Below are 12,592 nucleotides of genomic sequence, written 5' to 3'. Positions count from 1 at the left end.
ACGGAAGGAGAGTCCGGTGACGGACAAGCCCAGGGTGACCTGGCTGAGGGACCCGAACGGTACGGACCTGTCGGCGGTCGGTGGCAAGAACGCCTCGCTGAGTGTGATGCTGCGCGAGCTGGATGCCGAGGGCATCGATGTTCCCGACGGCTTCGCGGTCACGGCCGCGGCGTACCGCGAGTTCATCGAGGCGGCCGGGTTGCGGCCGCTGATCGCCGACCAGATCGGCAGGTACCGGGCCGGTACCGACCTGCCGTCGGTGGGCGCCGCCATCCGGGCGGCGTTCGCCGCCGCGGAACTGCCGCCGACGGTGGTGGAAGCGATCACCATCGCCTATGCCCAGTTGGGTGGCGACGGTACGGAGGTGGCCGCCCGGAGTAGCGCCACCGCGGAGGATCTGCCGGATGCGAGCTTCGCCGGTCAGCAGGAGACGTTCCTGAACGTCAACACCGTAGGTGACCTGCTGGCGGCCTGCAAGCGTTGTTTCGCGTCGCTGTTCACCGATCGGGCGATCAGCTACCGCGAGGAACGAGGCTTCGACCACCTGGCTGTCGCGCTGTCGATCGGCGTTCAGCTGATGGTGCGCTCGGATCTCGGCAGCGCCGGCGTGATGTTCACCCTGGACAGCGACAGCGGATTCCCGGGCGTCGTACAGATCAGTGCGGCCTGGGGCCTGGGGGAGTCCGTCGTCAGCGGTGTGGTCGACCCGGACGAGTACCTGGTCTTCAAGCCGCTGCTGGCCGAGCGCGACCTGCGGCCGATCATCTCCAAGGAGCGTGGCGCCAAGGAGACGAAGGTCGTGTACGACGAACCGCAGGGCACCCGGACGGTCGCCACGTCCGAGGACGAGCGGATGCGCTGGGTACTGGACGACGACGACATCCTGCGACTGGCCCGCTGGGCGGTCGCAGTGGAGTCGCACTACGGCCGGCCGATGGACATCGAATGGGCCAAGGACGGCCGGACCGGCCGGCTGTATCTGGTGCAGGCCCGGCCGGAGACGGTCCAGACCCGCCGGGAGGCGACCTCCCTGCGGTCGTACAAGCTGCTGGACAGCGGACCGGAGCTGGTCACCGGTCTGGCGGTCGGTGAGGCGATCGCGACCGGCCGGGTCTGCCGGCTGGATTCGGCCGCCGACATCGGCCGGTTCGTCGACGGCTCGGTTCTGGTCACCCGGATCACCGACCCGGACTGGGAGCCGATCATGCGCCGGGCGGCCGCGATCGTGACCGACCACGGTGGCCGGACGTCGCATGCGGCGATCGTCAGCCGGGAACTCGGCGTTCCGGCGATCGTCGGTACCGGTACGGCCACCACCGTGCTGCGCGACGAGCAGCAGATCACGGTCTCCTGTGCGTCCGGCGAGCGCGGCGTGGTCTACCAGGGCCTGCTGGAGTACGAGGCCACCGAGATCGATCTCGGCGACATCCCGGCGACCAGGACCAAGGTGATGCTGAACGTCGCCGACCCCGACGCGGCCTTCCGCTGGTGGCGGTTGCCGGCCGACGGGGTCGGACTGACCCGGATCGAGTTCGTGGTCAGCAACCACGTGAAGGTGCATCCGATGGCACTGGTCCGGTACGGCGAACTGGATGCCGAGGAGCGTGCCCAGGTCGACGCGGTCACCCGGGGCTTCGACGACCGGGAGGCGTTCTGTGTGGACACGCTGGCCCAGGGAATCGCCCGGATCGCGGCCGCACGCTGGCCGGCACCGGTGATCGTGCGGACCAGCGACTTCAAGACGAACGAGTACGCACGGCTGATCGGCGGCCGGCGGTTCGAGCCGGTCGAGGAGAACCCGATGATCGGCTGGCGCGGTGCGAGTCGCTACTACAGCCCCGGGTATGCCGACGGCTTCGCGCTCGAGTGCCGGGCGATTCGCAAGGTCAGGGACGAGATGGGGCTGACGAACGTCGTCGTGATGATCCCGTTCTGCCGGACCTTGGCGGAGGCACACCGGGTGCTGACCGTGATGGCGGCGCACGGCCTGGTCCGGGGCCAGAACGAGCTGCAGGTCTACGTGATGGCCGAGATCCCGTCGAACATCATCCTGGCCGACGAGTTCGCCGAACGGTTCGACGGGTTCTCGATCGGCAGCAACGACCTGACCCAGCTGACGCTGGGCGTCGACCGCGACTCGGCCACGCTGGCCGACCTGTTCGACGAGCGCAACCTGGCCGTGACCCGGAGCATCGAGCACCTGATCGCCACGGCGCACCGGGCGGGTCGCAAGGTGGGTCTGTGCGGCCAGCGGCCGAGCGACGACCCGGCCTTCGCCACGTTCCTGGTGCACAGCGGCATCGACTCGATCTCCGTCACCCCGGACAGCTTCTTCGCGGTGAAGACGAACGTGGCCGAGGCCGAACGCGATCAGGCGCGGATCGCCGGCCTCGCCGGAGTGGCAGCGGGCTGAAGGTCCCAGCGGGTCGGGCAGTACGACCCTGCCGGGGCCCGGCCCGCCCAGGACACATTGGTAACAGCGGGCGACTGCCCGAGCGGCACCATCGGAGGTGATCATCCATGCAGACCCGTCCACCACTGCGTGAGCTAGGTCTGAACAGCGGTAAGAAGACTCGACTGCGGCGAATCCTGTTCGATCACGGTCTGCGCAACGGTACGGCGTTCTTCCTGCCGTACGACCAGGGTCTGGAGCACGGGCCGCGGGACTTCTTCGCGAACCCGCAGGCGTCCGATCCGGCCTACATCGTCAAGCTGGCCATCGCGGGAGGCTTCAACGGCATCGCGATCCAGATCGGCCTGGCCGAGAAGTTCTACTGGGACTATGCCGGCGAGGTGCCGCTGATTCTCAAGCTGAACGGCAAGACCGACATCCCGTCCGACGCCGAGGCGCTGTCGCCGGTGCATGCCGGCGTCGAGGACGCCGTCCGGCTGGGCGCCGACGCGGTCGGCTACACCCTGTACGTCGGTTCGCCTGCGCAGGAGGCCGATTTCGCGCAGTACCGCCAGATCCGGGCCGACGCGCAGCGGCTGGGCATGCCGCTGATCGTGTGGGCGTATCCACGGGGTGCGGCGATCGAGGCCAAGGGCGGCAAGGACTCGTTCTACGCCGTCGACTACGCGGCCCGGGTGGCCAGCGAACTCGGCGCCGACGTGGTCAAGGTGAACTTCCCCCACCCGGAGAAGCGCGACAACGTCAAGCCAGCCTACCGCGAGGTGTTCACCTCGCAGCAGGCGATCGATGCGGTCGTCCGCTCCGCCAACCGGACGCTGGTCCTGGTCTCCGGCGGCGAGAAGTCCGGTGACGAGGCGATGCTGAGCAAGGCCCAGCAGGCGATGGACGCCGGCGGGCTCGGCCTGATCTTCGGCCGCAATGTCTGGCAGCGCGGGTACGACGATTCGTTGCGCTTCGTCGATTCGTTGCGGCAGATCCTGGCCGCCCATCCCAGTGAAGGAGCAGGTGGCCGATCATGACCGGCGGCAATCCGAAGTTCGTTGTCGTAGGCATCGATGAGACAGCGGAGAGTCAGCTCGCCTTGCGCTGGGCCGTCGCCGCCGCCGAGGCCCGCGGCCTGGGTGTCCGGGTGGTGCGTGCCTATCTGAACCAGGCCGTCCAGTGGCCCGCGATCGGTGCCGAAGGGTATGTGCCCGCGCCGCCGGTCGACGAGTTCCAGGCCCAGTTGGACACCGCGGTCGCCTACGTCCGTGACCGGCTCGGGTACGACGCCGGCTCCGGCTGGCTGGCGTACGAGTCACCGGCCGAAGCGATTCTCAGCGAAGCGGCCCATGCGGAGCTCGTGGTGCTCGGATCGCGGGTTCACCACCGGCTGCAGGCGGCCGTGCTCGGCTCTGTGGTCACCTCGGTCACCGCCCGCGCCACCTGTCCGGTCGTGGTGGTCAAAGGCGAAGCACATGACGGCCCGATCGTGATCGGGACAGACGGCTCGGAGGACTCCGAGGCAGCCCTGGAGTTCGCCTTCGAGGAGGCGGCCAGGTCCCACGCGCCGTTGAGCGTCGTCTATTGCTGGCAGCCGTTCGACCGTCACTATCGGGCTGTCGAGGACACCGAGACGCTGCTGCGGAACTGGTTGGCGGAGAGCCTCGAGCCGCTGCGCGCGAAGTTCCCGGCCGTCGCCGTACGGGCTGAGGTCGTTCATGGGAGGCCCGCTGCCACCTTGGCGGAGCGCTCCAGCGGAGCCTCGCTGGCCATCGTCGGTTCACGCGGCCGTGGTGGAGTCCGCGGCCTGCTGCTCGGTTCTGTCAGCCAGAGCCTGCTGCACAGCGCCGCCTGCCCGGTTGCGGTGGTGCGGCACCGGAAGGAGGAGCGATGAGGCACCCATTGACCGTCGCCGACGTGATGACCCGGGAGGTCGTCACCGTGTCGACGGACGCGTCGTTCAAGACCGTGGCCAGGACCTTGTCCGATCACCACATCAGCGCGGTTCCGGTCACCAGCCCGGACGGCACGGTGGTCGGCGTCGTGTCCGAGACGGATCTGCTGCCCAAGGAACAGTTCAGGGCGGCCCGCCCGCTGCCGTGGTACCTACGCTGGTGGCGTCACCGGGCCAGGGGCAAGGCGGCGGCGCTGACCGCCGGCCAGTTGATGACCCGCCCGGCCGTGACCGTCGATGGCGGCTCGACCCTGGACGAGGCGGCCCGGCTGATGCTGGCGCGCGACATCACCCGGCTGGTGGTGACCGACGGCGAGGTGCTCACCGGCATCGTCAGCCGGTCGGACCTGCTCCGGGCCTTCGTTGCCCCTGACAAGCAGATTCTCGCCCGCGTGCGTCACGACGTGATCGAGCACGGACTGTGGGACGACCCGTTCGCGGTGGAGGTGACGGTGACCGACGGTGTCGTCACGCTGGCCGGCGAGCTGGATCACCGCAGCCTGGTGGCGGTCGCGGAGCAGCTCACGCGCCAGGTCGACGGCGTCGTCGATGTCCGCAACGAGCTGACCTGGGCCTTCGACGACACCGTCCCCGCACCGGGAACAACCCGGTTCCAGTAGTGGCGGCGAGATCCAGACCGGATAACACAAGACCAGGACCGCCGGTGTTGCACCGGCGGTCCTGGTCGGCAGCAGGCTAAGTCGCTTGGACGGCCGAGCGAGGGATGACGGCGACGGGGCACTGGGCCTGGCGCAGGACGGTTTGGCTGACCGAGCCGAGCAGCATTCCGGTGAAGCCGCCGCGGCCGCGGGCTCCCACCACGAGGAGGCGTGCATCGGTCGACCAGCTGAGCAACTCCTCGGCCGGATGGCCGGTGACGTGGATGAGTTCGGCGACCGGACCAGTCTGCCGGGACTGGACCGCGCGGGCGAGGTCGTGCTGGGTCACCCGCTGGTGATCTTCGTGCGGGGAATGTACGGCGACCACGCGAGCGTCGACGTGATGACGCCGGGCGTGGGCCAGGCCGAAGTCGAGTGCGGCGCCGGCGGCTGGTGATCCGTCGTACCCGATGACCACTCGGCGGCCCTGGTCGACCGCCTCCTCGGGACGGATGATGACCACCGGGCAGTGCGCGTGGGCGGCCAGATCCGTTCCGGTGGAGCCAACGAGCATCCCCAGGGCCCCGCCGAGGCCGCGGCTGCCGATCACGAGCAGATCCGCGGTGCGGGACTCTCGGAGCAGGACAGGGGAGGGGAAGCCGTCGACCCGTTCCGCGGTGATCGGAAGATCTGGTGCGAGTTTGGTCGCCAGTTCCAGCGCGTCCGCGACGATCTTGTCGGCGTACGCGCGCAGTCCCGGCGCGACGTCGCTCGGTCCCAGCGGGACGGGGAACTCGGGCCAGACGAAGGCGTGCACCAGCCGGAGGCCGGTGCCGCGTGCGGCGGCCTCAGTGGTCGCCCAGCGGATCGCGTTCTCGCAGTCCGCGGCGCCGTCGATGCCGACGACGATCGGGTAGTCAGTCATGAAGGACCCTCCTGGTCGGTCGTTCAGTTCCACCGTCGCCGGTACCGGGGACCGGAGCCAGGGGCGAAGGTCCCGGCGCGGTCGTCCGACGGTCCTGAGCGCCGGACAGGTGTCGGGACCGGTCCCTTTGGCGGCAGATTCGGGACGTTCGTCCCTGCGATGTCCCGGGTGCGTTGCGGTGGACTGGTGCCGGACGGAAGCGACGACGAGGAGAGGTCATGACGCAGCTCGAACTCACGGACCAGACCCACTCGGTGGACCCCGACGCCGGCTGGGACGCGCTTGCCGCGGACGGGTCCGTGGTCCGGATCCGTCCGTTGCGGGCGGACGACGAAGCGGCCCTCGACGCGATGAACCAGCGTGTCTCCGATCGCTCGATCTACCTGCGCTTCTTCGGGATCAGCCGCCGGATGGCCGACGAGCACAGTCACCATCTGACCAGGGATCGGGACGGGCATGTCGCACTGGTTGCCGAGTACGGCGACCAGATCGTCGGTGTGGCGAGCTATGAGCCGCTGCGCACCGGCGAGGCGGAGATGGCGTTCCTGCTCGACGACGCCGTCCACGGGCGCGGGATCGGGACGTTGTTGCTCGAGCACCTGGCCGCTGTGGCCCGAGACCACGGCATCCGGCGTCTGCGCGCCGACACGCTCGCCGAGAACGCCCCGATGCTGCGGGTTTTCGCCGACTCCGGGTTCGAGCTGGTCCGCAAGCTGGAGAGCGGACTGGTCGAGCTCGTGCTGGAGACCGCGTACGGCCCGGCGACACTGGACCGGATGGCCGACCGCGAACGTTTGGCGGAGGACCGATCGCTGCAACGGGTTTTCGCGCCGCACTCTGTCGCCGTCGTCGGCGCCGGCCGGAAACCGGGCGGCATCGGCCACGAGGTGCTCCACAATCTTGCTCAAGGCAACTACACCGGCGAGCTGTACGCGATCAACCCACAGGCGGACCACATCGGCGACGTGGTGGCCTACCCGTCGATCCTGGCCGTTCCCGGCCCGGTGGACCTGGCCGTGATCGCCGTTCCGGCCGCGCAGGTGTACGACGTCCTGGCCGAATGCGGCACCAAGGGCGTGGCCGGCGCCGTCATCCTGACCGCGGGATTCTCCGAAGTCGGCACGGACGGCCAGGAGGCGCAGCGGGCGATCCTGGAGGTCGCGCGGCGGCACAGCATCCGGCTGATCGGGCCGAACTGCCTCGGTGTGGTGAACACCGATCCCGCGGTGCGGCTGAACGCGAGCTTCGCCGAAGTCACTCCGGTGCCGGGAACGCTGGCCATCGCCGCTCAGTCCGGCGCGGTCGGTATCGCGGTCCTGGATCACGCCGGCCGGGCCGGTCTCGGCATCTCGGAGTTCGTCTCGCTCGGCAACAAGGTCGATGTCAGCGGCAACGACCTGCTGCTGCACTGGTGGCACGAACCGCGGACCGACGTGATCGGCCTGTACCTGGAGTCGTTCGGCAACCCGCGCAAGTTCGGCCGGCTCGCTCGCCTGGTCGGGCGGACCAAGCCGATCCTCGTCGTCAAGGGCGGCCGGTCGGCCGGCGGGCGACGCGCCGGTGCGTCCCACACCGCCGCCGCCGCGACGCCGGACACCGCGGTCAACGCGCTGTTCGCGCAGTCCGGCGTACTGCGGATGGACACGGTGGAGGAGCTGGTCGACACCGCTCGGGTGCTCGCCGGCCGGCCACTTCCGCGCGGCCGCAGAATCGCCGTGATCGGCAACGCCGGCGGCGCCGGTGTGCTGGCCGCGGATGCGGCTGGGCGCCTCGGCCTCGAGGTACCGGAGCTGAGTCAGGCGGTTCAGGACGAGTTGACCACTGCGACGGGCGCTGTCGGCCCAGGCAATCCTGTCGACCTCGGTGCTGCGGCTTCGCCGGCAACACTCGCGCACACTGTGCGCACGGTGATCGCCAGCGACGAGGTCGACGCGGTCGTGATCTGCTACGCCGCGACCAGGGCGGGCCGGGTCGACGCGACGTACGACGCCATCGCATCGGCTGTCGACGGCAGCCGGCTGCCAGTCGTGGTGAACTGCCTCGGAGCCCCGGAGGCGGCCCCGCAGATCGTCCTGGCGGACGGTGGCAGACTCCCGGTGTTCCCCTTCCCGGAGAGCGCCGTTCGGGCGCATGCCCACGCGGTCCGGTACGCCGAATGGCGTGCACGCCCGCAGGGCGCGGAACCGGAGCCGAGCGGCACCGACCCGGTGGGCGCACAAGCCGTCGCGCGCAGGTTCCTCGACCGGAACGCCGACGGTGGCTGGGTGCGGCCCCTTCAAGCAGAACAGCTGCTGGAGTGTGCGGGCGTGACGACACTGCACGCCGCCTCAGCGCGAACGGTCGAGCAAGCTGTCGCAGCCGCGTGGCTGAGTGGTTTCCCGGTCGCGCTGAAGACAGCTGCCGAAGGAGTGCTGCACAAGACCGATGTCGGTGGAGTGCGGGTAGGACTGAGCGATGACCATCAGGTCGAGGCGGCGTACGACGCGATCGTGGCCGCGACGGGTGATCCGCATGTCGTCGTCCAGGCGATGGCGCCGGCCGGCACCGAGCTGGTGATCGGGATGGTGCGTGACCCGCTCTTCGGGCCGGTGCTGATGGCCGGCAGCGGCGGGATCCTGACGGACCTGCTGGCCGATCGTCAGTGGCGCGGTCTACCGCTGACGGACCTGGATGCGGCGGAGATGGTGCGTTCGCTGCGGTGTGCGCCGCTGCTGGCCGGCTATCGGGGTGCGAAGGCTGCGAACGAGTCCGCCGTACTGGACGTCCTGCATCGGATCGCCTGGCTTGCCGAGACGCTGCCGGAGATCGCCGAACTGGACATCAACCCGTTGATCGCCGGCCCCGACGGCGCGGTCGCGGTCGACGTCAGGATCCGCCTCACCCCGTCCACACCCGAGCCGGACTGGCACTCGCGGCACTTGCGCTAGCCGTGGTTGAGCGGGGCGCGCAGTTCGACGACGGTGCCGTTCGGGTGGTTGTCCGTGACCTCGACCGTGCCGCCGAGTGAGTTGGCGCGCTCGGTCAGGTTGCGCAGGCCACTGCGGTGTCCGTTCGGCGGGATCCCGATCCCGTTGTCCGTGATCCGGGCGAGCACCGCGTTCGAGTCCACGGTGACCTCGACAACGACCTCGGTGGCCTGGGCGTGGCGTACGACGTTGGAGAGGGACTCGCGGACGGCGGCGAGGATCTGTGGCCGGGCCGTCGCCGGTACGGCGGTGTCGAGCGGGCCGGTGCAGATGATCCGGGGCCGGAAGCCGAGCGGCTCGGCGTACTCGGTGACCAGGGCCTGGACATCCGCCCGCAATGAGCTCTGACCCGGCTCCTCCTGGAGCTCGAAGATCGCCGCGCGCAGGTCACGGATGGTGGTGTCGATGTCCTCGACAGCCCGCCGGAGCCGCTCCTGCAGCTCCGGTCGTGCCATCCGGTACATCCCCTGGAGCTGCAACCCGGTGGCGAACAGGCGCTGGATGACCAGGTCGTGCAGGTCCCGGGCGATCCGGTCACGATCCTCGAGGACGGCGATGATCGACCGATCGCGTTGGGCCTGGGCGCGTTCCAGCGCCAGCACCGCCTGGTTGGCGAACATCCGCATCAGATCCGAACTCTCGGTCACGCCGATCACGGCTCCGCGTTCAGCGGCGACCGCCAGCAATCCGCCGCTGCTGCGGGTGCCTTCCGGCAGCGGCGCGATGATGGTGCGGCCGAGCCCTTCGAGCTCAGGTACGTCGGAGAGCCGGCCGAGTTCCTTCGCCAGCTGGGCGAGATCCTCGATCACCACCTGCTGGTCACCGGTGACCGCATCACCGATCACCGGCAGGTCGGCGGGAAGCCGCGCTCCGACGAGGCGCTGGAACTGCTCCGGTCCCTCGATGGTGTCGACGATCAGTTCGCCGTCCTCCGCGAGTAGGACCGCACCGACCAGCGAGCCGGAGACCTCACGAGCGCGTCGGGCGATCAACTGCAGCGCGTCCTCCGGGGCGAACTCACCCAGCATCAGCTGGGTGATCTCCGCGGTCACCTCGTGCCAGCGCCGGCGCCGCTCGGTATCGGCGTACAGGCGGGCGTTCTCGATCACCACACCGGCCGCCGCGGCCAGCGCCATCATGGTGCGCTCGTCGTCCTCGGTGAAGTCGGCGCCACCGGTCTTCTCGGTGAGGTAGAGGTTGCCGTAGACGTGTTCGCGGGTCCGGATCGGTACGCCGAGGAACGACTTCATCGGCGGGTGGTTCGCCGGGAAGCCGTAGGAGCGGGGATGCTCGGCGAGGTCGTGCAGCCGCAGCGCCTCGGGGTGGTCGATGAGCAGGCCGAGGATCCCGTGGCCTTCGGGATACGGTCCGATCGCCGCGATCTGCTCCGGGGTGACGCCGTGCGTGATGAACCGGACCAGCCGCTTGCCGTCCGGGCCGACCACGCCGAGAGCGCCGTACTGCGCCCCCACCAGGTCACACGCCGCGGTCACGATCCGGTCGAGAGTGCTGTTGAGGTCGAGGTCCGCACCGATCCCGACGACCGCGTCGAGCAGGGCGCGCAGCCGCTCCTGGGTGTCCATGATCTCGTCGACCCGGCCGAGCAGTTCCTGCAGCAGGGCGTCCAGGCGCACCCGTGACAGACCTGCGAACTCCAGCGCCCCTTCGTCCCAGGTTCCACGCTTCTCGGTATCCCCCACGGCACTCACGGTACCAAGCGTGCCGTGACGTGGCGACGCTTCTGGCGATCCGCGCGCCTGGTGAAGACTCAGTCGTGCGGACGCTGGGCCCAGGGGCGGAGGCGGCGGCCGGCGACGGACTCGACCCCGAGCCGGATCAGGCGTGGGTGCGGCAGCGGTGCCCAGGGCCGGAGCGGGATCTGACGGGCAAGCCGTTCCGCTTCCTCGGACGGTACGACGGACAGGTGCCCGACGGAGGTGACGGTCCAGCCGAGATGCCGGTCGAGATCGACGGCGTCCGCCTCGAAGGCGACAACGTCACCGCGTTCGGCGGCCCGCAGTTTGTCCCCGTCGACGCTGGCGAAGACAACGGTGTCAGCGTCGATCACGAAGTTGACCAGGCGGACGACGGGCAGACCGCCGTCGGTGTACACGAGTCGCCCGAGCGGCACCGAGCCGAGCAGGCGCAGGCATTCGGACCGGGTGAGAATCTCCAGACCCGCAGTGTCGAAGTGGTCACGAGTCGTCATTGCGGCGTCCCGGGGCGTGGCCGTATTAGTCTGGGCTGAACAGTGATCCGATCGACGAGCGAGGCAGCATGGCGATCAAGGTGTTTCTGCTGGACGACCACGAGGTGGTTCGCCTCGGTCTGGGCCAGCTGCTCGACGGTGAACCGGACATCGAGGTGGTGGGAGACGCGGCCACAGCGGCCCAGGCGATCGCCCGGATCCCGGCGCTGCGGCCGGATGTCGCGATCCTGGACGTCAGGCTGCCCGACGGCGACGGCATCTCGGTCTGCCGTGAGGTCAGGTCGGCGATGGACGAACCGCCCGCGTGCCTGATGCTGACGTCGTTCTCCGACGACGACGCGCTGTTCACGGCGATCATGGCGGGAGCGGCCGGCTACCTGCTCAAGCAGGTGAGCGGCACCGATCTGGTCGGCGCGGTCCGCCGGCTGGCGGCAGGGGAGTCGCTGCTCGACCCGGCGATGACAGCGGCGGTGCTGGAACGGCTGCGGCATCCGGCGGAGGAAGAGGAAGACCCCCGCTACAAGTCGCTGACCGAGCAGGAGCGCAGGATCCTCGATGAGATCGCGGCGGGCAAGACCAACCGGCAGATCGCCCAGAGCATGTTCCTGGCCGAGAAGACCGTGAAGAACTACGTCTCCGGGTTGCTCCGCAAGCTCGGCCTGGAGCGCCGCACCGAGGCGGCCGTCTACGCCGTCGAGCGGGGGAAGCGCAAACCGCAGTGAGTGTCGACAGGCTGGCATCGACGTCCACCCTTTCTCTTGGTACGCCGCCTCATCAGGGCAGAAGGTCCTGAGCTGGCCGGTGATCAGGCGCGAAGCCGCCGGCCGCTGATCTGGGCGGGCTCGATGAGCATGCACGTGTCCCGGTTGCCGCCGGCCCACGGTTCGACCAGGTCATGCACGCGGGTGGCCTCCTCGTCGGTGGCCGGCCGGACGGTGCCGTTCACGAGCACGCTCCAGCCCTCGTGCATGCCCTCGTCGATCCGGTCCACCTCGAACGCGACCGGCTCCAGCGCGTACTGCGCGATCGCGGAGTCCTCGGCGGTCCGGAACACGATCAGGTCGCCGTACAGGCTGAACGTCACCGGCACGACCATGAGCTGGTTGGCGGCCTGGTACGCGAGCCGGCCGACGCTGCCCGTTGCCAGCATGGCCAGGCACTCCGCCCGGGACATCCCCTCCAGCGTCGGGTGGACGGGGTGAAGCCCCCTCGCGAGATTCTCCGGCGGCTCGGCGCCGACCAGGTCGGACACGGTCGTGTCCAGGGCCTCGACGAGCCGGACGAGGTCCCCGGCGGTCAGCGCGACCGGCCGGCTCTCGATCCGGTCGATCGCCGTGACGGTGAGACCGGCTCGCCGGGCGGCGTCGGCACGACTGAGCCCGAGCGCCAGCCGCCGCTGCCGGACGCGCGTGGCGAGATCGACCGAGGGCTGGTGCTGGGGTGTGGTGTTCATCTCGAGTGCCCTTCCTGAGCGCTGTACCACCATCCAACCGGCGGACCGCGCGACGCCCCAGAGCACGAAGTCCCGGCCTGCCGGGACCGAG

The 12,592-nt window shown here is 69.7% G+C and carries 10 protein-coding genes; 6 read left to right on the top strand and 4 right to left on the bottom strand.

Annotated features, from left to right (window positions below; translation table 11 throughout):
• Positions 1–16: 16 nt before the first annotated feature.
• The 4 genes from ppsA to V9K99_RS15950 all read left to right on the top strand — a co-directional run bounded on the left by ppsA (position 17) and on the right by V9K99_RS15950 (position 4,969).
• Entirely contained in the window at positions 17–2,413 is a 2,397-nt protein-coding gene (gene ppsA, locus V9K99_RS15965; RefSeq protein ID WP_337000214.1) for a phosphoenolpyruvate synthase, read from the top strand.
• Positions 2,414–2,520: 107 nt separating this feature from the next.
• A complete protein-coding gene (locus V9K99_RS15960; protein WP_337000215.1) occupies positions 2,521–3,432 on the top strand; it encodes a class I fructose-bisphosphate aldolase in 912 nt (303 codons plus the stop codon).
• Entirely contained in the window at positions 3,429–4,289 is an 861-nt protein-coding gene (locus V9K99_RS15955; protein ID WP_337000216.1) for a universal stress protein, read from the top strand. The genes V9K99_RS15960 and V9K99_RS15955 overlap by 4 nt, the downstream gene beginning before the upstream one ends.
• A complete protein-coding gene (locus V9K99_RS15950) occupies positions 4,286–4,969 on the top strand; it encodes a CBS domain-containing protein (RefSeq protein WP_337000217.1) in 684 nt (227 codons plus the stop codon). The genes V9K99_RS15955 and V9K99_RS15950 overlap by 4 nt, the downstream gene beginning before the upstream one ends.
• Before the next feature lie 76 nt (positions 4,970–5,045).
• On the opposite strand, the gene V9K99_RS15945 is transcribed toward V9K99_RS15950, so the two are convergent.
• Positions 5,046–5,873, bottom strand: a complete 828-nt coding sequence (locus V9K99_RS15945) for a universal stress protein (protein ID WP_337000218.1) — start codon at positions 5,871–5,873, stop codon at positions 5,046–5,048.
• 218 nt (positions 5,874–6,091) lie between these two features.
• Here V9K99_RS15945 and V9K99_RS15940 point away from each other — a divergent pair, with 218 nt between their 5' ends.
• A complete protein-coding gene (locus V9K99_RS15940) occupies positions 6,092–8,800 on the top strand; it encodes a bifunctional acetate--CoA ligase family protein/GNAT family N-acetyltransferase (protein WP_337000219.1) in 2,709 nt (902 codons plus the stop codon).
• Here the strand turns inward: V9K99_RS15940 and V9K99_RS15935 are convergent.
• Both V9K99_RS15935 and V9K99_RS15930 read right to left on the bottom strand, forming a co-directional pair.
• A complete protein-coding gene (locus tag V9K99_RS15935; protein ID WP_337000220.1) occupies positions 8,797–10,548 on the bottom strand; it encodes a GAF domain-containing sensor histidine kinase in 1,752 nt (583 codons plus the stop codon). The genes V9K99_RS15940 and V9K99_RS15935 overlap by 4 nt on opposite strands.
• A gap of 59 nt (positions 10,549–10,607) precedes the next feature.
• Positions 10,608–11,048 carry a pyridoxamine 5'-phosphate oxidase family protein gene (locus V9K99_RS15930; protein WP_337000221.1) on the bottom strand — a complete coding sequence of 147 codons (441 nt, stop codon included), beginning with the start codon at positions 11,046–11,048 and terminating at the stop codon, positions 10,608–10,610.
• A gap of 68 nt (positions 11,049–11,116) precedes the next feature.
• Here V9K99_RS15930 and V9K99_RS15925 point away from each other — a divergent pair, with 68 nt between their 5' ends.
• Entirely contained in the window at positions 11,117–11,770 is a 654-nt protein-coding gene (locus V9K99_RS15925; RefSeq protein WP_337000222.1) for a response regulator transcription factor, read from the top strand.
• 83 nt (positions 11,771–11,853) lie between these two features.
• Here V9K99_RS15925 and V9K99_RS15920 read toward each other — a convergent pair whose 3' ends face one another.
• Positions 11,854–12,501, bottom strand: a complete 648-nt coding sequence (locus V9K99_RS15920) for a helix-turn-helix domain-containing protein (protein ID WP_337000223.1) — start codon at positions 12,499–12,501, stop codon at positions 11,854–11,856.
• Positions 12,502–12,592: the final 91 nt, after the last annotated feature.

The sequence above is a fragment of the Kribbella sp. CCNWLW201 genome (assembly GCF_037203805.1).
In the GTDB taxonomy this organism is placed as follows: domain Bacteria; phylum Actinomycetota; class Actinomycetes; order Propionibacteriales; family Kribbellaceae; genus Kribbella.
The sequence above is the reverse complement of the archived record's forward strand: the minus strand, read 5'-3'. Positions and strand labels throughout refer to the sequence as shown.